This is a genomic window from Streptomyces sp. NPDC001880, from assembly GCF_053594575.1.
Window position 1 is genome coordinate 1 of the sequence record NZ_JBSFET010000092.1, and the last position, 22,757, is coordinate 22,757.

20 protein-coding genes and 4 pseudogenes are annotated in these 22,757 nt (G+C 70.6%); 7 read left to right on the top strand and 17 right to left on the bottom strand.

Annotated features, from left to right (window positions below; genetic code table 11):
• The first annotated feature begins 303 nt into the window (after nt 1-303).
• Both ACWCQ6_RS30270 and ACWCQ6_RS30275 read left to right on the top strand, forming a co-directional pair.
• Nucleotides 304-1,554 (top strand): IS256 family transposase, encoded by a 1,251-nt coding sequence (locus ACWCQ6_RS30270; protein ID WP_451094601.1) that lies wholly within the window; start codon nt 304-306, stop codon nt 1,552-1,554.
• A complete protein-coding gene (locus tag ACWCQ6_RS30275; RefSeq protein ID WP_451094603.1) occupies nt 1,551-2,018 on the top strand; it encodes a hypothetical protein in 468 nt (155 codons plus the stop codon). The genes ACWCQ6_RS30270 and ACWCQ6_RS30275 overlap by 4 nt, the downstream gene beginning before the upstream one ends.
• 396 nt (nt 2,019-2,414) lie before the next feature.
• Here ACWCQ6_RS30275 and ACWCQ6_RS30280 read toward each other — a convergent pair.
• The 9 genes and pseudogenes from ACWCQ6_RS30280 to ACWCQ6_RS30320 form a co-directional block, all read right to left on the bottom strand.
• Nucleotides 2,415-2,636, bottom strand: a pseudogene (locus ACWCQ6_RS30280) (IS6 family transposase); the annotation flags it as partial.
• Nucleotides 2,637-2,860: 224 nt separating this feature from the next.
• Complete coding sequence (locus ACWCQ6_RS30285) at nt 2,861-3,826, bottom strand: JmjC domain-containing protein (RefSeq protein ID WP_451094605.1); 966 nt, start codon at nt 3,824-3,826, stop codon at nt 2,861-2,863.
• A 162-nt stretch (nt 3,827-3,988) separates the two neighbouring features.
• Nucleotides 3,989-5,407, bottom strand: a complete 1,419-nt coding sequence (locus ACWCQ6_RS30290; RefSeq protein WP_451094607.1) for a TfuA-like protein — start codon at nt 5,405-5,407, stop codon at nt 3,989-3,991.
• A gap of 10 nt (nt 5,408-5,417) precedes the next feature.
• Nucleotides 5,418-6,563: a YcaO-like family protein gene (locus tag ACWCQ6_RS30295; protein ID WP_451094609.1), complete on the bottom strand. Its 1,146-nt coding sequence runs from the start codon at nt 6,561-6,563 to the stop codon at nt 5,418-5,420.
• Between the two features lie 41 nt (nt 6,564-6,604).
• Nucleotides 6,605-7,279, bottom strand: a complete 675-nt coding sequence (locus ACWCQ6_RS30300; protein WP_451094611.1) for a nitroreductase family protein — start codon at nt 7,277-7,279, stop codon at nt 6,605-6,607.
• Nucleotides 7,257-8,978, bottom strand: a complete 1,722-nt coding sequence (locus ACWCQ6_RS30305) for a nitroreductase family protein (RefSeq protein ID WP_451094613.1) — start codon at nt 8,976-8,978, stop codon at nt 7,257-7,259. Before ACWCQ6_RS30305 ends, ACWCQ6_RS30300 begins: the two co-directional genes overlap by 23 nt.
• Nucleotides 8,975-9,643, bottom strand: coding sequence for a TOMM precursor leader peptide-binding protein (locus ACWCQ6_RS30310; RefSeq protein WP_451094615.1), 669 nt, complete (start codon nt 9,641-9,643; stop codon nt 8,975-8,977). Before ACWCQ6_RS30310 ends, ACWCQ6_RS30305 begins: the two co-directional genes overlap by 4 nt.
• Entirely contained in the window at nt 9,622-10,920 is a 1,299-nt protein-coding gene (locus tag ACWCQ6_RS30315) for a YcaO-like family protein (protein ID WP_451094617.1), read from the bottom strand. The genes ACWCQ6_RS30310 and ACWCQ6_RS30315 overlap by 22 nt, the downstream gene beginning before the upstream one ends.
• A 103-nt stretch (nt 10,921-11,023) precedes the next feature.
• Nucleotides 11,024-11,182 (bottom strand): hypothetical protein, encoded by a 159-nt coding sequence (locus tag ACWCQ6_RS30320; protein WP_451094619.1) that lies wholly within the window; start codon nt 11,180-11,182, stop codon nt 11,024-11,026.
• Between the two features lie 244 nt (nt 11,183-11,426).
• On the opposite strand from ACWCQ6_RS30320, the gene ACWCQ6_RS30325 reads away from it, so the two are divergent.
• Complete coding sequence (locus ACWCQ6_RS30325) at nt 11,427-15,434, top strand: BTAD domain-containing putative transcriptional regulator (RefSeq protein WP_451094621.1); 4,008 nt, start codon at nt 11,427-11,429, stop codon at nt 15,432-15,434.
• Here the strand turns inward: ACWCQ6_RS30325 and ACWCQ6_RS30330 are convergent.
• On the bottom strand, nt 15,382-15,651 hold the full coding sequence (locus ACWCQ6_RS30330; RefSeq protein ID WP_451094623.1) for a hypothetical protein: 270 nt from the start codon (nt 15,649-15,651) through the stop codon (nt 15,382-15,384). The genes ACWCQ6_RS30325 and ACWCQ6_RS30330 overlap by 53 nt on opposite strands.
• Nucleotides 15,652-15,726: 75 nt before the next feature.
• Here ACWCQ6_RS30330 and ACWCQ6_RS30335 point away from each other — a divergent pair.
• Nucleotides 15,727-15,867, top strand: a pseudogene (locus ACWCQ6_RS30335) (transposase); the annotation flags it as partial.
• Between the two features lie 484 nt (nt 15,868-16,351).
• On the opposite strand, the gene ACWCQ6_RS30340 reads toward ACWCQ6_RS30335, so the two are convergent.
• The 3 genes from ACWCQ6_RS30340 to ACWCQ6_RS30350 form a co-directional block, all read right to left on the bottom strand.
• Nucleotides 16,352-16,984: a hypothetical protein gene (locus ACWCQ6_RS30340; RefSeq protein ID WP_451094625.1), complete on the bottom strand. Its 633-nt coding sequence runs from the start codon at nt 16,982-16,984 to the stop codon at nt 16,352-16,354.
• Between the two features lie 695 nt (nt 16,985-17,679).
• A complete protein-coding gene (locus ACWCQ6_RS30345; RefSeq protein WP_451094635.1) occupies nt 17,680-18,525 on the bottom strand; it encodes a hypothetical protein in 846 nt (281 codons plus the stop codon).
• Nucleotides 18,526-18,611: 86 nt separating this feature from the next.
• A complete protein-coding gene (locus tag ACWCQ6_RS30350) occupies nt 18,612-18,974 on the bottom strand; it encodes a TetR/AcrR family transcriptional regulator (protein ID WP_451094636.1) in 363 nt (120 codons plus the stop codon).
• Between the two features lie 57 nt (nt 18,975-19,031).
• Here ACWCQ6_RS30350 and ACWCQ6_RS30355 point away from each other — a divergent pair.
• Nucleotides 19,032-19,193, top strand: a pseudogene (locus tag ACWCQ6_RS30355) (restriction endonuclease); the annotation flags it as partial.
• Nucleotides 19,194-19,329: 136 nt separating this feature from the next.
• Here the strand turns inward: ACWCQ6_RS30355 and ACWCQ6_RS30360 are convergent.
• On the bottom strand, nt 19,330-19,725 hold the full coding sequence (locus ACWCQ6_RS30360) for a hypothetical protein (protein ID WP_451094627.1): 396 nt from the start codon (nt 19,723-19,725) through the stop codon (nt 19,330-19,332).
• Nucleotides 19,726-20,329: 604 nt separating this feature from the next.
• Here ACWCQ6_RS30360 and ACWCQ6_RS30365 point away from each other — a divergent pair.
• Nucleotides 20,330-20,863 carry a hypothetical protein gene (locus ACWCQ6_RS30365; RefSeq protein ID WP_451094629.1) on the top strand — a complete coding sequence of 178 codons (534 nt, stop codon included), beginning with the start codon at nt 20,330-20,332 and terminating at the stop codon, nt 20,861-20,863.
• A 46-nt stretch (nt 20,864-20,909) separates the two neighbouring features.
• On the opposite strand, the gene ACWCQ6_RS30370 is transcribed toward ACWCQ6_RS30365, so the two are convergent.
• Both ACWCQ6_RS30370 and ACWCQ6_RS30375 read right to left on the bottom strand, forming a co-directional pair.
• Nucleotides 20,910-21,221 carry a hypothetical protein gene (locus ACWCQ6_RS30370; RefSeq protein ID WP_451094631.1) on the bottom strand — a complete coding sequence of 104 codons (312 nt, stop codon included), beginning with the start codon at nt 21,219-21,221 and terminating at the stop codon, nt 20,910-20,912.
• Between the two features lie 235 nt (nt 21,222-21,456).
• Nucleotides 21,457-21,876, bottom strand: coding sequence for a GNAT family N-acetyltransferase (locus ACWCQ6_RS30375; protein ID WP_451094638.1), 420 nt, complete (start codon nt 21,874-21,876; stop codon nt 21,457-21,459).
• On the opposite strand from ACWCQ6_RS30375, the pseudogene ACWCQ6_RS30380 reads away from it, so the two are divergent.
• Nucleotides 21,799-22,152 (top strand): annotated as a pseudogene (locus tag ACWCQ6_RS30380) (transposase); the annotation flags it as partial. The gene ACWCQ6_RS30375 and the pseudogene ACWCQ6_RS30380 sit on opposite strands and share 78 nt — an antisense overlap.
• On the opposite strand, the gene ACWCQ6_RS30385 reads toward ACWCQ6_RS30380, so the two are convergent.
• Nucleotides 22,149-22,565: a VOC family protein gene (locus tag ACWCQ6_RS30385; RefSeq protein ID WP_451094633.1), complete on the bottom strand. Its 417-nt coding sequence runs from the start codon at nt 22,563-22,565 to the stop codon at nt 22,149-22,151. The pseudogene ACWCQ6_RS30380 and the gene ACWCQ6_RS30385 overlap by 4 nt on opposite strands.
• Between the last annotated feature and the right edge of the window lie 192 nt (nt 22,566-22,757).

Genomic DNA, 22,757 nt, shown 5'->3' on the forward strand with positions numbered 1-22,757 from the left:
ACTCGGCTTCACGATGCTCAGTCGCCGCGTGATACTCCGCCGGCGTCATCTTCCGCAAGGTCACCTGCTGCGCGTCCATGCCGTCATCTTCAACCAATCATTTGTAGCAGCGCTACTGGTTTCCAAGCCCGATGGCTCTCGGCACCACACTCAGCCACAACACCAACGACTCGACCGATCCCGAGCAATGCTCAGGACTTGTGGATCGGTTCCGGAAGGGCATGCAGAAGGCGTACCTTCCCGAATGATCCTCAAGGTCTCCGAGTAGGCCCGCGTTGCAGCGCGGGTCGGGAAGGTACGCCCGTGCTCAGCGTAGTCACCGACGACGGCTCCACGCAGTCAGGCTCCCTGACCGACGAGATCGTGCGGGAAGGCGCCCGCCGGATGCTGGCCGCCGCGCTGGAAGCGGAAGTCAACCAGTACATAGCCGAGTTGTCGGCTGAGACCGACGAGTACGGCCGACGTCTCGTGGTCCGCAACGGCCGCCACAAGGCAAGGACCGTGGTCACCGCCGCCGGACCGATCGAGGTCAAGGCCCCGCGGATCAACGACCGCCGCGTCGACGATGAGACCGGCGAGCGCAAGAGGTTCTCCTCGAAGATCCTTCCGCCGTGGTGCCGCAAATCCCCGAAGATCTCCGAAGTGCTGCCGCTGCTCTATCTGCACGGCCTGTCTTCCGGCGACTTCGTCCCGGCGCTGGAGCAGTTCCTGGGCGGCACGGCCGGCCTGTCGGCCGCGACCGTGACACGGCTGACCAAGCAGTGGAGCGACGACCACGCCGCCTTCCAGAACCGGGACCTGTCCGACCGCGACTTCGTCTACGTGTGGGCGGACGGCGTGCACCCGAAGGTCCGGCTCGGCCAGGCCCACTCGTGCGTCCTGGTCCTGCTCGGGGTCCGTCTGGACGGCACGAAGGAGCCGATCGCCTTGGCTGAGGGCCTGCGCGAGTCCACCGAGTCGTGGGCCGACCTGCTGCGCGACTGCCGCCGACGCGGCATGCGTGACGCCGAGCTGGTCATCGGCGACGGCGCCATGGGCCTTTGGCGGGCGCTCGCCGAGGTGTTCCCGGCGGCCAGGCCGCAATGGTGCTGGGTTCACAAAGCCCGCAACGTCGCCAACTGCCTGCCCAAGTCCGCGCAGCCCGGCGCGACGAAGGCGATGCAGGAGATCTACAACGCCGAGGACCGCACCCACGCCGAGAAGGCGATCGAGGCGCTGGCGAAGACCTACCGGGCAAAGTTCCCGAAGGCCGTCGCGAAGATCACCGAGGACCGGGAGGAACTGCTCGCGTTCTACGATTTCCCTGCCGAGCACTGGATTCACCTGCGGACCACCAACCCCATCGGGTCGACCTTCTCCACGGTCAAGCTCCGTACCAAGGTCACGCGAGGCGCGGGCAGCCCGGTGGCCGCGCCCGAGATGGTGTTCAAGCTGGTCGAGTCCGCTCAGGCGCGATGGCGCGCGATCACCGGAGCCCACCTGGTGTCCCTGGTCCGCGCGGGCGCACGATTCGAGAACGGCGTCCTGGTCGAGCGCGAGGAGCCGGCCGCATGAACATCCACGAGATCCTGCAGAACCCGGACGAGCACGTCCGCTTCGCGGCCTACCTCGACAAGCTGGGGCACGTTGCCGACCCGGACGAGGTCGACCTGGTCGGCAGCTTGCTCACTGATCCGGAGCAGACGATGGCCCAGTCCGCCGTGCTGCGGCACCTGGACCGTCGAGCCGCCGGCCTCTACCCCGCTCCCGCCTACGAGGGGTGGGTGCAGGCGTTGACCCAGGCCACGATCGACCACCCCTTCCTGGCTCAGCGCCTGAGGGAGTGGTCACTCTTCCGCGCCGTCACGCTCAAGCTGCCCTGGCAGCCGGACGACCTGCTCGCGGCATCCAACTGGCTCCAACTCAAGACCGCCGCCGGGACGAACACCGAGGCCATCGAGATCCTCGCCGAAGCCGGCCGCACCAAACGGATCCGCAACACTGCCAGGATCAGCCTCAGCCACCGCAGCGAGAGCTGAAATCAACTCACCCACAGCTCTTGACTATTGCTCTGTCTGGACTGGTCACGAGCTCATGCGGAACCACGCAGCGACCTGATGCAAAGACTCGGCACGAGGCCGGTCCGCCACCTCAGCAGCTGTTCGTGGCACCAGCTCACCGCACGGGCCCCGGTCTGCGTTGGAGCTGAAGCGGCTCGGGCATTACGAGGGGTCACCATGCGGCGGGATCGCACCACAGAAACCAACGAGTGATCAAGAGAACGGTGTTGACAATGATGGTGGTCGCGAGAGCGTCGGGCACCACCGCTCTGGATATAGGGATCAAGTCCCCGGACGACTCAACGCGTCAGCCCGACACTCACGTGGCCACCATCGCGACCGATTTTTACTGCTCGAACAGCCCCTGTCGCCGGCCCGGGGCCGGCGGCGGCGCAGGGCGGCAGCGTACTGGGGGCCGAACCGGTCGCACCACCGGCGGATCGCCTCATGGGAGACGGTGATCCCGCGGGCCAGAAGCAGCTCCTCGACTTCGCGGAAGGAGACCGGGAAGCGGTGGTACAGCCACACCGCGTGGGAGATGACCTCCGCCGGGAACCGGAACCCCTTGTACGACGGCCCGTCCCCGGCGCCCTCCACCACCAGTTCCTCCCGAACGATCAACAAACCCGGCCACCATCCCAGCCCGAACCACTCACTCAACTTGACAGTGCCATGACGGGGCCTTCCGCGGACCCACCGCAATACCTGGCCCGCCAGGGCCTGTTAATCATTAACAATCAGCCCGGCTCGACCTACGAGTTGCTGCGCTACGGGCGCTGCTGCCACGATCTGTGGTGCCAGGACGGCTGGATCGCCGTGCGTCAGGGCGACCCCGTGAGCAGGTCCGTGATCCTGAGCTCGGTCGACCCGCCGGGGGCGTCCCCGCCGGGGGCGTCCCCGCCCTGGGCGTCCCCCGGCTCGGGGAGAGAGGCGACGGCGCGCATGCCGACCCGTGCCCGGTCGAGGAGAGCTTCGCCGCTCAGCGTGGCGAGGTTCGCGCGTGCCTCGGCCAGCATGCTGTCCGCGGCTGCCAGCAGATCCTTCTCGCCCAACGGGCGGGCGGGCCGGTCGGTCCCGGCGAGCAGCGCTGCCAGGGCGGCCCGCAAGTGGGCCTCGCCCGCCTCGCGGACGGTGAACGACAGGTGGGCGCTGGCTCCGGGCTCGGCGGCGATCGCGCGGTGTGCGTGGCCGCGCGGTACGTAGAGCACCTCACCCGGTTCCAGTCGGGTGGTGAACGTCGGACGGCCGGGGAAGCCGACGGGGCCGGGGGCCCACCGGCCGTCGCCCGGACCGTCGTACAGATGCCAGATCTTGGTACCGCTGGTCTGGATGACGAACACGTCGGCGTCATCGCGGTGGACCGGCCGGCCCTGGGTCCCCGGTGGGGTGATGAAGTGGAACGCTTCCACCTGTCGGCCGAGTCGGCGCTGCATCGCATCGCAGAACGCGCGGATGCCGGGGTGCCACTGGTCGATGTGACGCAGCAGCACGGTGGCGGTCCCCTCGGCGAGGAGGCGGCGTACCGAGGACCCGTCCACGTAACCGTGCTCGGTCCGGCCCAGGACGGTGCGCGGGGGACAGAACCGGGGAAGGGGTACCTCGCCGTCCGCGGTGACCAGTTGCAGGTAGGGGACGCGCAGCAGACCGGTGTCGAGCCAATGGTCCAGCTCGTCGGCCGGCAGCAGGTCGAGAGGCGGGTCCGCGGGGCGGAACACCCGGGGGGTGCCGTGCCGCAGCGTGTCGACGAAATCGTCGGCGTCGCCCGTGAAGCGGTGCAGGACATCCATGTCGTCTGGTCCTCGGGGAAGCGTGGTGTGGTGTGTCGCGCAGCAGTGGGGTCGGAGTGGGGATGAAGGGGCGTCCGGTGACGGCCGCCGGGCGCTCTGGCCTTGCTTTCTTCGCTCCAGTGGATCTCGGTGAAGGCGTCAGGAGCGGGCGGGTCGGATCCCTCAGGGGCCGGGGTCGGGACGCGTGCCGACGCGGGCGGCCACGGCTGCCGGGGCCGTGGCCCGGGCGGCGGGGCGCAGCAGCAGGTGGTACGGGCGGACGGCCTCGACGGCCGCCTCCAGCGAGGCGAAGCCCCGGTCCAGCGCGTACAGGTCCGCCTCGGCCCGGGTGCAGCCCCAGCGTCCGGTCAGACGCTCGGCCAGGTCCTCGTCGAACAACATGAGCGGATCGGACTCGGACCTGTCCCCCGACAGCTCCTCGGAGTCGCGCAGGCACACGGCGGCCGTCTCATGGGCGCGGGCGAACGCGGAGGAGTGCTCGAACTCGTCGAGGAGGACGGTGTCCCCTGGGACACCGGGATCCAGCTCGAAACTCCGGGACAAGAAGACCTTCAGCTGTTCGCGGCGGCTGCCCTGGGCCGCCTCCGCCTCGGTCAGCCACGGCAGCAGGAAGCCGAAGCCGTCGCCTCGACCGGGGTCGGGATACACCCCGAGGTGGACACCGTGGGCGATCGCGGCGTCCGTGGTGTCGCCAGAACCGTCCGCCGCCGCACAGGTGCGGGCGCAGTCCCGGGCGATCCACGCCAGAACCGTCCGCCGCCGCTGTGCGGGGAAGGCGTCGGAGAACAGTTGCAGCACGCGCAGCGCGGCCAGGGCGCCGGGCCGTCGGCCGTCCGGGCCGCTTCCGGGGGCCGTCCGGGCCCGCTCCTCCCAGGAGGCCAGATACGCCGTACGCGGCACCCCGCCGGGGCGGACCCCGGTGGGACGTGCGGTGTCCGGGTCCCAGGCGGCCAGGATGTCGACCAGCGCGAGCGTGTCGGCGAGTTTGACGTCGTCGCGGTGACGGGCGCAGTGCTCGCCGAGCATCTTCAGCTCGCCGGGGTCGACGCCGACCGCCTCGCTCAGCTCGGGGAACCGCTCGAAGGCTCGCAGCGGATACGGAGTCACCCGCAGGGCGCCGACGATCCGCCCCGCGGTCGCGGCGTCGCACGCCCCGTCGCGCACCGCCCTGGCCAGGGTGGACCGAATGACGACCAAGGGTTCGGACATGGCACGGTAGTCGCTCTCGGGCGGGCCGTGCAGCAGCGCCACCTCGTCGTCGGCCTCGATCCTCCCGTCCCGGTAGTCCTGGTACACCCGGCCGACGCCGCGCATCCCGAAGGCGTCGAGCTCGGCGGCACGCAGCGCCCCCATGCTGGCGGCGCCGAGCACCTCGGCACCGCGGTCGAGGACGGCGAGGATCTCCTTGTGCGGCACCGCCCGCACCTGGTGGAAGTAGCCGTCCACGATGCCGACGACATCCCCGTCTGTGAGCGGCAGGGCCAGCAGATCACCGGCGGCGACGGGCGGCAGGAGGGCGACCCCGGGCGGGGCGAGGAAGCCGGGGGCCGACGGGCCGAGGAAGAGGTAACGATGGGTCATGGTGCGGGCCTCACATGGTGCGGGGCATCGTCATGCCGGGACAGAGGACATGGACGACCGGGACGCCGAGATCGGCACGGGTGTGGTCGACCACCAGGGGACTGCGTCCCGTGACGGCGACGACGCGGTCGACCAGCCGGGCGGTCTCGTCGCGGTGATCGGGCAGTACCACGGAGGGGACGGCGTCGAACGGGACGGACGGGGGCCCGCCCCGGCCCGGCGGCGGCGCCTGCGCGGTGCGTGCCAGGGCGAATCGTAGCCGCCGGTACGTACGGTCCTCGAGGTCGTCCCGGGCGCCGGCGATGATCGACAGCCGGACCTGGGCCGCCTCGGTCAGGGCCCGGCACAGGGCCACCTGAGCGTCCAGGTGGCAGCCGTAACCATAGATCGGCAGGGGAAGACCGCCGCCGAGGATGGCCACGCCGAAGCAGGGCACCTCCAGCGGGGTGGCGAGCAGGCCGATACCGATCCGCACACCGGCCGCCCGGTACTGCTCGATGAGTTCGGCCGCCGGGCCCGGCACACCATCGGCGTCGACCACGCGCGAGGGCCCGTCGGCCCACGCGCGGTGGACGGCGTCGCGCTCGATCACCTCGTACAGGCCGTGCGCGATCGCCTCGTCCCGAGTGTTGCCGCCGGCCAGGCCGTTGCTGGTGGCGGCGAACAGCGGCGGCCGCCAGCGCGGACGGACCCGGCGGTCCAGGATCAGGCAGTCCAGCGGGACCAGCGAGGAGCCGCCGTCGCTCAACCGCACCGCGGAGCGCCAGGCCAGCCGGGTCGCCGGGTTGAGGCAGTGGCGTGCCCGCAGTGCGAGCTCGTCGAGACGGTAGCCCAGGCCGGGTTCGACGTCGGCGACGCTGCCCACGTGATCCGGCCGGGTGTCCAGGTGCCCGCCGTGCCACCGTTCGATCGCCTCCATCGCGGCGGACACCTTGGCCGACACCGGGTCCAGCCCCTTGCCCTGATACACCGACAGATAGCGGTCGGTGGGGGCGACCGCTTGGTAGACGGGGATACCGATGTCGTCCAGCCAGGTCAGGTCCGCGATCCGGGTCACCCCGACAGCGGGGAGCAGCGGCGCGAGCCGCTCCCAGGTCCGCGCGGGCGGGCAGGCACGGTGCGTCCCCGTGAAGTACGTCTTCCCCCCGCTCGTCATGTCATTCGGAGCCGTCGGCTCCGCCGGGGTCGCGGCCACGCTCACCGGGTCACCGCCGCCCCGTCCCGGCCCGGCGTGGGCCCGGGGCGGCCCAACGTCAGGCTCAGCAAATGGCGTCCACCGGGCCGAAGGGCATGGAGCACGGATGTCGCCGCTCCCTGGCTCCGTCCGCGCAGACAGCCGCCGAACCCGGCACCGATCGCCGTCAGCCAGCAGCAGTGCGCGAGCGCGGCGGCCCGGACCAGGAGGTCGGCGTGTCCCGCGTGATCAGCCCGGCGGACGGCACCGGCCAGATCACCGCCGATCATCAGCACCGCGGGGGCGTCGTCGAAGGACTCCGCCGCGTCGGGCAGCTTGGGGACGCCCTCGACCAGGCGGAAGGCACCTTCGGGCCCGACCTCGTACCAGCCGACCGGCAGGGCTCCGACGCGATACGCAGCCAGCAGGACAGTGAGGTCCGTCGGAGGCCGTCCGGGCCACTGGGCGCGATGGGTCGTCAGGGCGCGGGCCAGGACGGCGGACAGCTCGTCCGCCGCCACCTGGCGCGGGTCGAACGACCGCAGCGACCGACGGGCCTCCAGCACCTCCCAGAGCGCCCCGGCGTACGGTGCCGGGCCGGCCGCGGGCTCCGCAGGGCCGGCGGCAGGCGTCGTCCGGCCGGCGGCGAGCCGCTCCGCGAAGACGGTCATCAGGTCACGCTCGTCGACGAGCGGCATCGCCGGTGTCCTTCCCGTAGATTCCGATGATCCCCGTCACCAGCCGGTCGGCCGGGTCCAGATCCAGGTGCTCGACAAGCCCACCGGTGTCACCGGCCACCAGATCGGCCCGCAACCCCAGTTCGGCCGCCAGCAGGGCGGCCTGCGCCATCGCGCAGCCGGTGTCCAGATGGGCCAAGCGGGGGGAGAACACGCGGTACTTGCCCCGGAGCCGGTGCAGTGCGCCGGTGAACACCAGGGCCGCGTCGACCGGTCGGCCGGCCAAAGCCGTACCCGCGAGCAGTTCGCTCAAGGGCGGCGTGTCACAGCGAGCGGCGATCAGCTCGCCGGCCTCGCCGTCGTACGCGAACACGGTGCCGGGCAGCGGCGACAGGGGCGCCTCGGTGAGCAGGAAGATCCGCACCGAGCCCAGGTTGCCGCCGCTGGGCGCCCAGCGGCGCCGTAGGCCGCCGCCGGGTCCGGCTTCCTCGGGTGTGCCTCCGGCCGGGCCGGTTCCCCGGAGGCCGGCGGTGAGCGACAGCAGCACGCTGACGGCCTGTTCGTCGAGCACCCCCGGCGAACAGGCCGCCGTCACCGGGGCCGGCAGCGGGTACCTCGGACTGGTCTCCAGTTCCGGGACGACCGGAGGCTCGAAGGGGGTGACGCCCATACCGGCGGCGAACCGCTCCGCGGGCGCGGCCTGCAGCAGCCACTCGGCGGTGTCCGGTTCCCGCTCCGCCCCGGCGCCGATGGGTCCGCAGTGGGGACAGCCGGGCTCCGGAACGACCGCCAGGGTCCGGGTGGTGAGGTCCGGTACGGTCAGTCGCCGAAGATCCCGGCGCGGCAGCGGCTGCGCGGTGCCGGCGAGCACGGCGGTGACCTGGTCGGCGACCAGACCGGCGACGGGGTCTACGGTCGCCGGCGGCAGCGGGGAGGGCACCCGGTCGGCGGGGAACGCCTGCTCGTGGCCCGCCCGGAAACAGCTGGTGCAGGCGGTGTGACCGGGCAGGAACCTCGGGCCGATCTCGATCGCGGCCGTCGCGTCCGCCGAGTCGCGGATCGCGTACCGCAGGACCTCGAAGCCGCCGGCGGCGCCAGCGCGGCCGGCTTCGTCGAGCCGCGCCGAGGCGTCGTCGCAGACCACGAACAGATCCACCGGGCCGACCGGGGCGGCTTCGCCGGGGGGCACGGTCGCGATCCGGCCCACACCGCAGGCTCGCAGGTCCTCGGTGACGCGCCGGGTCACCTCGGGCGGGCCGGACAGGGCGACCGTGGCCGCCGCCAGCCGGGCGAGCGCGATCGACGACCCGCCCTCGGCATCGGCCGGCGGTCCCGTGCGCGACAGGAAGTCGGCCACCGGGCCGATCGCCGTGGGCGCGCCGTCCGCCGGGGCCGTGCCGACGGCGGAGCAGTCCGGTTCGAGAAGTGCGCGTTCCTCGAGGGCGGTCAAGACAGGGGCGATCCCGGACGCGTCGAGGCCCAATTCGGCCGCGATCGCGGCCCGGTCGCGGGTGCCGTCGAGCAGGGCGAGCAGACGGGGCAGCGTGTCGGCCGCCGCCGCGCCGGCGAAGAGGTGGCGACGGCCGACGGCCTCGACCACCAGCCCGCGGGCCACCGCGGTGACGGCGATCCCTCGGCGCAGCCGGGGCCGGCAGTCATGCCCGTGGCCATCGCCGGGCCCGGCGAGTGCGGCTTCGGCGGTGCTCGTGTGCGTGGTCATGCGGGAACTCCCTGATGCGTCGTCCTGGCGTCGCCGAGCAGTTCGGCCAGTACTCCGGTGCGATCCAGGCCGGGAACGGTCTCCGGTGCGCAGCGCAGGCAGCCGTGGCAGCGCAGGACCGGCTGGGTGTCGATCTCGCCGTTTCGCAGGCTGACGGCCGTGACCGAGCCGGGCTTCGCGCTCACCGCGTCCGGACCGCCGAGAAGGCAGTGCAGCAGGCCGGCGGCTGTGCGGGCGTGCTGCGGCAGGAACCCGCGCGGCCCGCTTCCCGGGTCGGCCTCGTGCGCCTCCCACAGAGCGTTGGTGATCGACGCCTGGTCGTCGTGCTGTGTCCGCCGGGCCAGGTAGCAGTCGAAGCAGGGACCCTGGTGCGGTACCACCCACGGACCGATCCGCAGCAGCAGGTCCTCGGTGACCACGGGCAGCCATGGCACCCCGTGCTGCCAGGCCAGGGCGTCGGCCTGGCGGCCCAGGGCGGGCAAAGGGTGCTGGGCAGCCAGGACGACCGCCCCGGGACGGGCGCCGAAGGCGTCCGCCAGGTCCTCCCGCCGGACCCGGTCGGCACCGAGGCCGCCGGTGGACAGCAGCTGCGCGACCCGCTCACCGAAGCCTCCGACACCGACGACCAGCAGCCGGCGGCCTGTCAGGCGAATGGTTGCGGCCATGGATTGAGCCCCTCCTCGGAGTGGACGGTGAACCCCATCGCGGCCGGCGCCTTGAACAGCCGGGGATGGGCGCGGAACTGGGCGACCGGAGTCAGTGTCATCGGCATCAGATCCGGGATGACGACGTTGAACGAGCTCAGACCGACGGAGTGCAGCTCGCAGTGGCTCCGGTCGACGGCGTACAGGGGCATGCCCGACGCCGCGAAGCGGTCGAGCAGGACGGCGAGCGCGGCCCGCGGATCGGCGGGCAGTCCGGGCTGTTCGGCGCGCGGCCGGCCCGTCGCCGCCTCGTGCAGGAAGGCGAACGCGTCCGCGCGCCGAGGCGAGGCCATGTAGCGGGCCCCGTCGGTGATCGAGGTGAACTCGGCGAACGAGGCCGGCTCGGACACCTCGTCGTACAGCACCCCCCGCACTCCGAGGGCCTCGCCCAGTGCCTTCTCGGCTGCCGCCGAGAGGGTGCGGTCGGCGGCGCAGCCCACCACGTGGCGGACTCGCCGGTCGTGCTCGGAGACCTGGAGGCAGTAGACCGTCGGCACCCCGAGGTCGGTCGTCGCATCGAACAGCAGTGTCCGCAGGAAGTGCCGGTGCGAGGCGTCGAGCAACTCCTCCATCGCCGGCGAGACCGGGAGGTCGGGGGGAAGCGGGGGCAGCGGCAATCGCTGCAACCAGGTGAGAGCGATCGCGTCGCGCTCGACCACTTCGAGAACGGCGCGCACAAGCGCCTCGACAGGATCGTGGTGCACCGCGAAGCCGGTCGACAGCCGGTACCAGAAACGCTCGGCCGGCACGGCGGGATGCAACCGGTAGGTCGCCATCACCGCCGGCAGCCACGTCCGTGTGCCCGAGACCAACTCCATGCCCTGGACCCAGCGGATCGGCGCGTCGGGGTCGAACGGCACGATCGGGCAGGCGGGCTCCGCCGACTCGATGGCGGAGCAGCGCGGCAGCCGGCCTATGTCGAGGACGGGGCCTTCGAGGTCGAAGACCGTTGCCCACCGGTGCTCGGCCGTGGGCGGCTCATAGGCGGAGTAGCGCTCGGCTGCCTCCGCTATCGCCACCAGCCGGGCACGCGCCGGGTCGCCGAAGGAGCGTCCGCCGCCGTCGCTGGTGTGGAGGTCCGCACCAGAACCGGGACGTCCGCTGCCGCCGTCGGCGTGGCAGCCGTACAACTGGGCCGTCCAGCCCTCCGGGCGGTACTGGCGGGTTCCCCTGACCACACCGTAGGGGGACACGAGTTCGTCGAGCTTGTTCAACTGTTCGTCTGCCATGGAGGGCATGGCGTGGGCCTCGCTTGTCTGTCGCAGGAGGCGGGGTCGTGCGGTGGGGACACCGCACGACCCCGCCGGATCTGGCGTCAATGCCGTTCAGCGGGCCGGAGCGTCAGATGCAGCAGCCGCAGTTGCCGTAGCCACAGTGCGTGCAGCACGTCGTGCAACCCGCGCAGGTGTCCGCGCCGGTGGTGGACTGCTCGGACAGTTCGTTCCAGGTCGTCGGTGTCACATCGGTGACGTCCAGGTCCAGCTGCTGACCAGAAGGCATCAGGTTCCCCTTTCTTCGAGGTCGGGCGGCCCAGACCGGCAGCCCGGGACAAGACTTGCGGGTGGCTGTCAGTAAGTGATCAACACTCTGTCAACATCTGTCATGACAACGCGGTTGAGCCGCGCCCGAAGCGGCGGACGCCGCGTGATCACGCCGGTGCGAGATGTCCTTATTTCTAACTAAAAGGGCGGAGTGAGAGTGAGCTAGGGTGCACTTCGGCGCGTGATGTTCGGTGGGGGCGGTCGTGGAAGATCTGCGGTTCTCGGTGCTCGGCACCGTACGAGGCCGGCGCGGGGAAACGATTCTGCGGCTGGGAAGCCCCCAGCAGCAGGCGACGATCGCCGCTCTGCTCCTGAAGCCGGGCAGATCGTCCGGGGTGGCGGAACTGGTGGACGCGCTATGGGGCGACTGTCCGCCACCCGCGGCCGCCACCACGGTCCGCACCTACGTATGGCAGTTGCGGAAGATCCTCAGGACGGTGCCGGACGCACCGGAGGTCCTGGTGTCGCTCCCCGACGGATACCGGCTCCAGCTGCCCGAGACGGCGGTCGACGCCCGGCACGCGGAGGAGTTGGCCGGCCTGGCCGACCGCGCCCGGTCCGGTGGGAACCTCCGGCAGGCCCGCGATCTGCTGAACCAGGCCCTGGCCCTGTGGCAGGGAGTTCCCCTGGCCGGCCTGCCCGGTCCGTTCGCCGAGCGTCAGCGTCGGCGCCTGACCGATCTGCGGCTCACCTTGCTGGAGGAGCGGCTGGCCCTGGACCTCACCCTCGGCGACTCCTCGTGCTGCATCTCGGAGCTGACCACTCTGACGACCGAGCATCCCCTGCGCGAGAAGTCGTACGGGCTGCTGATGAGGGCGCTGTTCCAGGCCGCACGGTGCGCCGACGCTCTGGCCGTCTACCGCTCCGCCCGCCGCCTGCTGATCGAGGAGTTGGGGGTCGAGCCCGGTCCGGAGTTGAACGAACTGCACCAGCGCATTCTCGACGGTGACCCCGAACTGCTGCCCGCCCCTTCACCGGCCGGGCGAGGCGCCCCCGTCCGCCCGACGACCGCCGCGGCCGGATGCGATGACGATCCGGCCCCCGACCAGCTGCCCCCGCGCCCCGCCCAGCTTCCCGCGGACACCGTCGACTTCACCGGACGCCACACCGAACTCGACGCGCTGCTCGGCGTCCTGGGCGAAGACGGGCGATCCGCGCTCGCGATCGCGGCGGTCGTCGGCATGGGCGGCGTCGGCAAGACAGCCCTGGCCATCCACGCGGCCCATCGGGCCCGCGAACACTTCCCTGACGGGCAGTTGTACGCCGACCTGCGCGGCAGCGACACGGTCTGCTCCAGTCCGGAGACGATCCTGGCGGGATTCCTCGAGGCGCTCTGCGTTCCCGCCGCGACCGTCCCGGCCGACCTCGACACCAGATCGGCCCTCTTCCGCTCCCTGCTCGCCGACCGCCGCATGCTGATCGTCCTCGACGACGCGCGCGACAGCCGGCAACTGCGCCCCTTGCTCCCGGGGAGCGCGGGGTGCGCGGTGCTCGTGACCAGCAGGACCCGCCTTGCCGGGATCTCCTGCGTCCTCCAGCTTCAGCTGCCGGTCTTCCGTCCGTGGGAGGCAGTCGAGATGCTCGGGCGGGCCATCGGCGGTTACCGCATCGACGCGGAACCCCGAGCAGCCCGCGCCCTGGTGTCCGCCTGCGGGTTCCTCCCGCTGGCCGTACGGATCGCCGCCGCCCGGCTGGCCGCCCGACCCACCTGGGCCCTGCACGCCCTGACCGGCCGACTCGCCAACGAGCAACGGCGCATCGACGAACTGCGGGTCGGCGACCTGGCTGTGGAAGCCGTCTTCGAACTCGCCCACAGCCAGCTTCGCAGCCTCCAGGCCGAGGCGTTCCGCCTGGTGGCGACAGTGGACGGAGCGGATATCACATCGGCTTCGGCAGCGGCTCTGCTGGGCATGACCGATACCGAGGCGGCGGACCTGCTGGAGTCGCTGGTGGACGCGGCGATGCTTCAGTCACCGTCCATGGGCCGCTATCACTATCACGACCTGCTGCGGTCCTTCGCCCGCCGCAAGGCCGCGGCCGAAGGACCGGCCCGAGCCGCCCAGGCCCGTTCGCGGCTGCTGCGTTTTCTCCTCGCCACCGCCCGCGCAGCGTTCCGTCACGCCCTGCCCGGCGACGCGATCGGCGCCACGCTGGGCCCCGCGGGCGCCGCCGGTCTGGACTTCGACGACTACCCGAGCGCCCACCACTGGGCGGTGGGAGAGGCCGGCAACGCGGTGGCGCTCGCGGCTCAGGTGGCCCGGACGACCCTCGCGGCCGAAGGCGGCGAGCCGGACTCGGAGCGGACCGTGGCGCCCGGCGGGGGGCGCCGGGACGACGTGAGAAACGCCATCGATCTGCTCATCGCACTCGGCCCGTTCGGCCCCGACCCCCGGGACGCCCGACTGGCCGCCACCTTGAGGAGCCTGCTGGAGGCCGCGCGACACCAGGGCGACCGACAGGCCGAAGGACGATGCCACTTTCTGCGCGGGAACGCCGCCGTCGCCGCCTCCCGGTTCGCCGAGGCCGAACCGCACACCCGACAGGCCATCGAGGTGTGTCGAGAGACCGGTGACACCGTCATCCTGTGCCAGGCACTGAACGACCTGGGGTTGCTCGCCCAGCACCTCGGCCGCCACGAAGAGGCGATCACGCACTTCGAGGAGGCCATCGCCGTCGCCCGGCAGCTCGGCCACCGCTCCGCAGAGGCCGCCACGACCATCAACGCCGCCCTGGTCGGGATCCACGCCGGGCGTGTCGACGAGGCGCTGGCCATCTGCCGGGACCTGTCGGTCCGGCTCCAGGACGAGCGGGACCAGCGGGACGGGCAGGACGAGCGGGATGACGCCGGAACGGCGTACGCCCTCTGCGTCCTGGCGGAACTCGGCAGTCCGGAGGTGACACCGGGCTCGGCAGGGCGGGCCGGGGGAATCCGGCAGCTGGCCGAAACGGTTCGGCAGAGCCAGCAGTCCGACGTGGGAGCCGTCAAAGCCGCGCATGCCCTGGGCGCGGCACTCGCGACCCGTGGCCGGACCTCGACCACGTCGGAGGTGATGGAGGAGCTCGCGGAACGGTTCGCCGGGATTCCGGAACTGGCACGGGCCGCACAGGCCGCCGCGGCGCTGATCGCCTCGCATGACGGGCGCAGCTGGCTGGACACGGTGGACAGACTGCGCAAGCCGACCAGCCGTACGTCCCGGCGCCCGGGGCCGGCGGCCCGCGCGCTGCTCGCCGAATTCGACTCCACCAGCGGACGGTTGACCGCGGCACAGGCCCTCGCGGTCGCCCGGGAGGTGACAGCGCGACCACTGGACCCGTACTCCCGCACGTATGTGCTGGCCTCCGCCGCCACCCTCGCCCAGTGGGCCGACGACCTGAAGCTCGCCGACCGTCTGGTGGCGGACGGCATGGCCGGACACCGCGGCCCATCGGCCGACCCCGGCTACCGGAGCCTGCTGAGTGTCCACGCCGAGAGCCTGGCGATGCGCGGCCGCTACCAGGAACTGCTCGCGTCATGCCACAGCTGGGGCATCCTCACCGAACCGTCCGCGCGCGCCACGGCCCGCGGATCGGACCATGCTCATCTCGTGGCACAGGCCGTCATCGCCCTCACCGAGACGGGACGCTTGGCCGAGGCCCGTCGACTGGCCGACTCCGTGCCCGCCGGCAGTCCCCGAGAGTCCTGGGAATGGAACGAATTCCTGTACGCGCGGGGGCGGTTGAGTCTCGCCGAGGGCGACCCGGCAGCCGCCCTGGACGATCTGCTGGAATGTGGCCGCCGACAGAGTGAACGGCAGGTCGTCAGCCCCATCGTCACCCCGTGGCGGTCGGCTGCCGCCGATTGCCAGCTGCTCCTCGGACGACCCCGTGCCGCCGTCGCCCTCGCCGCGCGGGAGCTGGAGACGGCCCGCCGTTGGGGCACCCCCCGTTGTATAGGGCGGGCCCTGCGCGCCCTTGGTACGGCCAGGGGCGGCCGGGCCGGCCTGGCGACAGTCGGGCAAGCCGTCGACCTTCTGAACGCCATGGACACCACTCCCGAACTCATCTGTGCCCTCATCGCCCACGGCCGGCTGCTCGACCAGGCCGGGCACCGCACCGCCGCCCGGCAGGCTCTGCGCGAGGCCGGTCGGCACGCCGATCGGATCGACACCGACCTTGACGTCATTCACAGGAACCAGCGGAACCTGACGAGCGGTTCGGCCCGCAGCCGGTGATCCCGGGCCTCGCCGCGTCCACCAGGCTGCCGTTCGGACAGTCGGCTCCTTCGCCCAGCCCGCCCCTTCGCTCAGCGTCCATCAGCGCGACGGAGGTGTAGCCGCCGTCGACCAGGTGCTGTGCGGGCAGCAGGCGGCGCCGCCTCAGCCGGGCGTGGATGCCGGGCAGGGCGGTGCTGTCCGCGGTCGGGACGGTGGTGGCCACATCCGTGATCACGTTGACGCCTGAGGCTGATCCCTTGGAGTGGACACCCTGACAATGGATCTTGATGGTCCAGGAAGGGATGTCCAGGTGGGATGCCAGTCTCCATGCTCGGAGGGGTTCCGGAGGGACGCCGTCGTGCTGTATCGCGCGGGCGGCGGCAAGCGCACGTATGCGGCGGTGGCCGCGGATCTCGGGATCACGGCCGAGTCTCTGCGCACGTGGGTCCAGGACGGCGGAGTACCCGCGTCGACCGCTCGTGGCGGGAACGGCCTGGACCAGTACGAGGTCCGCCGCTACGTGGGCTGGTATCGGCACGTCACCCCGGCCATGCTCGCGCACGCCTTTTTTTGGCCGTCACGGCACACAAGGCCGGGGAAAAGGGGGTGCAACCGGTGGGACGGCCGAGGTCATCGAGCTCACAGTGGCGGAGATTCGGCGACTCCTGGCAGCTTGTCGTCCCCGGCCCCCACACCTGCGCGGACACCGAGGTCGACACCACGCGCTGAGCTGGTCGAACTGGCGCCGACGACGCCAAGCAGTCGCCCGCCGCTGTCACTACCTGCGGCGGTGCCGCACATTCGAGGGGCAGTCTCCGTGAGACCGCCCCTGCACGTTCGGAGTCCCGCTACACTCCCGCCACCCGGTGAAACCCGCAGGTCAGACATCGAAATCCTGCTGGAGTACTAGACGCCAGAGACGGGTGGTTGCCGTTCTACTCCACCGGCTCGCGCCAGGCGGCGACGAGATTGTGGAAGCGCAAGAAACGGCTACCCGGAACAGTCTCGCCACTGACCGTCTCGCCGTTGAGCCAGCAAATGTCAAAGATGCCGGTCTCGGTGTCGAGCAGGCAGCACACGCCACCGGCGGTGGCGGTGAGGTCAGTGAACACCTTCCTGACGCTCGCGGACTGCTCGAACATCCGACTCATGTCCGAGGTGGCCGCCGTGAACTGCAGTGACGCAAAGTTCGGGTGCCATGCGGGCGAGAACCAGACGGTCAAGTAGATGTACCCGACTGACGCTCTTCCCAACTCGTCGATCCTGTCGATATCGCGGAGGTGGAACTCACGCATCGCGTCGTCGACGCCAATCATGATTGAGGTGTCCAGTTCGAGCGTGCCGCCTGTTGAACAGTCGACCGGTTCGCTCTTGAACTTCGAGGTGAACGGTACAATCAGTTGCTCGCCGCCCGGCAGAGTGACCGGGAGCGGCGGCGTGTTGTGGCCTTGGGGCGCGAGTTCGGCCAGCCGGGTCAGTGCTCGCGCAACGTTCCGAGGGGGCACGAAAATCTCGTAGCTGTAGTCCAGCCCCATGCTCGCCCCGCCTCCCCTGTCCTGAACGGGCATCCTTTCACGGTATGGACTGGTAGCCCAGCTGTTTTCTGGGGCGGCTGCATTGACCTTGCGCGGTCGGGGATTCGAGCCAAAATCGGGTCCGGAGGGATCAGCCCCGAGCGGAAGAGCTGCTGCGTCGTCCGAAAACCTCGCGGCATCGTGCAATTCGGTCAGGCGATGCCAGCCGGTCCGTCGCCGTATCGCACGGCGCGTGCCTACTGGCCCGGCCAGGGCCAACCACCGTGTCCCGACTCACATCGCGTTTCAGCTGTGGCTTCAGGCGGACCACAGATCCTGGGCCCTCACCCCTGATCTTGGGCACTCGAGATAGTGGATCTTGAGGATCTGAGAGATGGACGTGTCGTGGCCATGAAGCACTACTCCGCCGAGTTCAAGGCGGATGCGGTCGCGTTGTACGAGTCCCTCGTCCTCGAGGACCGGCTCCGGGACTGGTCCGAAGACCTCCGCCGCCGACAGCCCTGAACTCAGCCCGCCCAGATGAACACGTGGTGCGAGGGCGGTACTTGTTCCTCAACGGCAACCCGCTGCTGCGGATGGAGTATGTGGGGATGCCCGCCCCCGCTGTTCCTCGGCTTCTGCACGGCCTCCGGCTCGTCGTCGCCTTCCATGGCTTTGGCCCCTCGCACCCCGGATCATCAGTCCCGAAGTGATCCGACCACCTTGGAGATCATTTTGTCGGAGCTCTTTTACGCCATTTCCTCTGGCAGGTCTGGGGCAGCGGATGAGAGTGAGGCGGCGATGACGGTCGCACCCGTCCAGCCGGCCGACGTGTTCGGTGTCGCCTCGCGGGCTTCGGCGAGGGCCTGCTGCCTGATGTCGCCGAACAACTGCATCGTGGTGGCGGCCAGGACGTCGTCCCTGCCGATGGTCCGCCTGTCCCCACTGCGAACGGACAGGACCTGGAGGCAATCGTCGAGGGGCGGGAGTGTGGCCGGTTCGCCCGGCGTGACCAGGGTGACCGAGCCGAAGCGTTTCACTCCGCCCTCGCGGACGACCATGGCCGCGTCCCGGGCGAGGTCCGTCAGGAACACGCTCGCGATTCCGTCCAGGTCACGGACCATCGCGGGGACGGCCGTCACCCCTCGGCTCCGCAGCAGCCTCTTGACCCCGGACTCGAACCTGTGGGCGCCGACCACGGCACTCGGTTTGCGCGACCTGCTGCGCCTGGGAGGAACCACAACGACTCCCCCGGCGTCGCGCACGACACCGGTCAGGCACTTGAACGTCGGGCTGTGCTCGTACCACGTGGCCCCCACCTCGACCTCGACGTTCTGGTCGATCGCCGAGATGAGGTCCCCGGGTATCAGCTTCTTCCGGGCCTGCTCCGCCGCCGCTCTCCTCGCGCCGTCGATGATCTCTGTCAGCACTGTCCGCGTCACCGACGAGGCGGCCCACGTGGCCGACCGCGAGACGTGCATCGGGGTCACGTTCCTGAACACCGCTTTGACGAGAGAAGGCTTGAACGGCGAGACCTCTCTGAGCGAAGCGGTCTCGGGACTGCTGCGCTCAGGGCGTGCGGGCTGTGTGGTCATCGGAAGAAACGCTCCCTGCTGTCGGAGTATCAGAGACCTGCACTTCACCACGCAGATCCGCTCTCTTCCCATCCTCCGTCGAAGTTTCAACTTCGCTGCATGACCGTCTTGCTGAGCCGGTGTGCCGGGCTGCGGGGGCAGCCGGCGGTGTCCGGTGGTGTGCCGTCGAGGTAGTTCTGGAGGGCGGGGGCGACGAGGGCGACGACCTGGTCGCGGTCCATGTCGGCCAGGGGCTGGACGCGCATGATGTAGCGGCCGACGACGAGGCCGAGCAGGTGGGTGACGGCCAGGACGGCGCCGGTGGAGCGGGCGCGGTGGGCCTGTCCGTAGGAGCGGTCCATGATCCTGGGCTGGATCGAGGCGCGCAGGAGGTTCCCATGGCCTTCTGGCTGGTGATCACGGAGCGGAACAGGGCCTCGATGGTGGGGCCGGTGTCGCGGGACTCCCAGGCCGAGGTAGGTGTGGGCGAGGCGTTCGCCGGCGGTGGCCGGGTCGCCGTTCTCGACGGCCGCGGCGCCCTTGCCGAAGTCGTCCTCCGCGAAGCAGACCGGCGCCTGTCTGTACCGCCCACGGGCACCGCCCGCTGCGTCCAGAACCGCGCCCGCCTCGTACGGGCCCTCTACACCCGGCTGGACCGCCTTGCGGAACCTCTCCCGGCCGCCACGTAGCCCACAGGTAAGTCGATCAGCGGTCGTCTCGACCGGTAGGTCCAGACGGCCGCTGATCGGCGTGGCGGGCGCCTCCGCGGCCGCGTTCGTTCCCTGCCGGGAGCCTGACGCCAGGACCACCGTTAGGCCGTGGCGGCTACTTGCGGGCGCTGAACGAGTAGGTGCCGGTGCCCTTGAGGTACCGGCCGTCGTCGAGCTTGCCGAGCTCGAACTCGTACGTTCCTGCCGGATTTTTTCCGACGTCGAAGACGGCCTTCTGACCAGCGCGGCATTTGATGGTCTCGCTGCCCACGTCGTAGTTGAAGCCGTCAGTACGCCGCAGCAGCACGGTCATGCTCTGGCCGGTCCGGTTGCAGTCCTTGACGGTGAAGTGGATGGGACCGCCGCCGGTCTTGAATTCCGGAGTCAGCCACAGATGCTGGTAGTTGAAGCTGACCGTGCGGCTTGCCGCATGTGCCTGTGCCGCCTGCGTAACGGCGAGAGCGGCGACACAACACGTGGCCAAGACAACGCGCTTCAGGTGCCGCGCCACAGTGCGAGAACCGGGCATATAGGCCTCTCTCTGTAGAGATGTAGATCTTCGAGGATCATCGTTGTGGGCCCGACGCTGGAGGCGGTATCGCGCGTGCGGGTGGCAGGGCGTCAGTGAAGTTGACTGGCCGGGGTTGAGAAACATCAACCAATTGATCCTGGGGATCCGGACTCAGACCGGCGTCTGATGGGACAAGACCGAGGTGATCCGTGAACTGCTGCGCATGGCACGCACGCCCGACGGCATCCTGCGCGACGCACTGACCGTCCGAGCCCGAAGGACCGGTCCGGGTCCGCGCCGCCGACGAGCTCGGCATCGACGCGGACCCGGACACGATCGGGCCCAGGTTGCTGATCCTCCTCGAAGAGGTCAACGCGACGATGAAGCAGCTGGCCCGCTACTGGGAAAGGACCCGGGAGTCCGGCGACCCGAAGGTCTCCCCGGTCATCGACGCCCTCAACGAGATCCTCTACATGGGCTGCCAGGTCCGCCTCCACGTCCTGCTGGTTGCCCAGTCCGCCACCGCCCGCGCCCTTGGCGGCCCGGAGGTCCGCGAGCAGTTCGCCACCCGCTCCTGGCCCACTACAGCCTCAACACCTGGCGGATGCTCGCCCCGGAGGTGCACCTGGCGCCGAAGTCGACCAAGCACCCCGGCCGCGCCCAGGTCGTCATCGGCGGCAGCGCCCGCGAGACGCAGGTGCTGTTCTTCACCGACGCCGAAGCCCGCCAGTGGGCCACCACCGGCCGCGCGCCCGCCGCGGTACGGCCAGGCCTGCCCGGACAGGCGGGTCCGGTGCAGCAGCACAAGGAGCTGGCCGACGCACTGCCCGCCGCCACCGTGACCCCCGCAGCGGAGCTGGAGCTGGAGCTGGCCCCGGTGCCCGAAGCGGGCCCGGCGACGCCGATGACCACCCCGGCCGCGGTCGACGATGACCAGGCGGTGGGGCTGCGCCAGGCCGCCGAACACCACCTGCCCGGCACCACCCTGGCCGCGCTGCGCTTCGCCCGAGCCAACGACCCGGCCTTCCCGCCCGTGGCCGGCAAGCGCGGCGCCGAACTTCTCTACCGCGTCGGCGACCTCAAGAGGTGGGCCCGCAACCGGCCCTGCGCCGCCACCGGCACCACCGGCCTCGACTGATCGCGCGGGCCCGCCGATACGGCCCTGTCCGGTTGGACCGGCATGATCAGCCGTTGGTCCCTGGCGGTTCGGAGTACAGGCAGTACGTGCACCTGGACGCTGAATCGGTGCGGCCCATGCATCGTCGGCAGGTGCCGCGCTCCCGGACCGGGCCGCGGCCGTCGGCGCATCCCGGGCACGTCATCACCGGCTGGTTGAAGCCGAAGCTGATCACCCACCCGTCGCCCTCGGCCGCCTTGCGTGCCAGTTGGGAGACGTCGTCCGCAGAGCGTTCGTCACCGTCATTGCCGGTCTCGACCGCCAGATAGACGGCAAGGCAGTCGTCCGCGTTGCAGACGACAGCCACTCCTGTAGGCATGAGATCTCCTTCTCAGCCGCACATGACAGTGCGGGGCAGCGGTTGTTGCGGTAGGTGATGATCCCACCAGCGACCAGGGCCCGGCCGCGAGCGGTTTCGCGGCACCGAGCCGCTGGCGGGCGGCTGGAATTGGTCAGGGCAGGAAGTTCTTCTGCTGCTCCAGTGAGTTCATGCTCAGTGCGGCGTCCGCGAGGGCCTTCGCCGACGGAGTCTTCAGCGAGGACCGTGGATCGGTCTACGTGTTGGGAAGGCCGCGGAGCATGACGGCGTGGAGGGGGGAGTCGGGGAAGGGCTGGCGTTCGCCGATCTTGCGGTAGCCCCATGTTTCGTAGAGGGCCTGGACGCGGGGGTGGGTGGTGTCGACGAGGAGGGTGGTCAGCTGCTCGGGCCGGGGGTCGAGGAGGGTGTCGTGGAGTCGCTGGGCGAGGCCGGTGCCACGCCATTTCGAGCGGACCATGAACTCGGACAGAGCGAAGGTGCTGCCCGAGGTGGGGGCGGGGGAGAGGCGCCCGCGCCAGGTTTCGCGGCCGAGGTCGGCGGTGGCGCCGTAGGCGAAGCCCGCAGGCTGGTCGGCGTCGAACCGGAACTCGTCGCCACCCGGCCGGGACAGACCTTGATCGGCGACAAGAACTACTTCGGCCGCGACTTCGAGCACCAGCTGGCCGAGCACGGCATCCGGCTGCTGCGGCCGACCCGCGGGGGCGAACCGGAGCGGCCCGGAGCCGAGCTGTTCAAACCATTGCGGCAGGTCATCGAGTCGGTCAACGAGACCTTCAAGGGCCAGCTCGACCTGGAACGGCACCACGGCCGCACACCCGCCGGCGTCGTCACCCGCGTCATGCAGCGCATCCTCACGCTGACCACCGCCATCTGGCACAACGACCAGAGCGGACAGCCCGTCCTGCGCTCACCGACCGCCTACGACCACTAACCCTTGGGACCGATCATCTGGTTGGACTGTGCCAGGGTGCGCAGGACATCGAACTCGTTGCCCTCGGGATCGGCCATGACCACCCAGCTCCGGCCGGGGCCCTGGCCCACGTCCACCTTGGCGGCGCCGAGACCGAGCAGCCTGGCCACCTCGTCGTCGGTACTGCCGTCGATCGGGCTGACGTCGAGGTGGAGCCGGTTCTTCACGGTCTTGTCCTCGGGCACCCGGATGAACACCAGAGTGGGCGGCATCTGGCGGGCCCGGACCTCCTCGATGGTCGGCACCCAGGAGCCGATCTCGACCTTACCCGCGCTCCGGTCGATCACCTTGAAGCCCAGGACCGCGCACCAGAAGGCCGCGAGCCTCTCCGGATCGTGGCAGTCGACAACCAACTCAGTGAGCCTACTGGTCATTACTCCCCCAGACAGTACGGACGGGGGCTCAGCCTATGGGGCCGCGCCACCCGTCCGGCAAGTCCGGGATCGCTACGACCACCAACCCTTAGAGGTGGCGCGGATAGGGGTGAGGTCATGGTCGGCGGTTCGGCCGTTCGTCCCAGCGGTGAGTCGCCCATGCCCGCCGGATCAGGCTACGCACGGTGATGA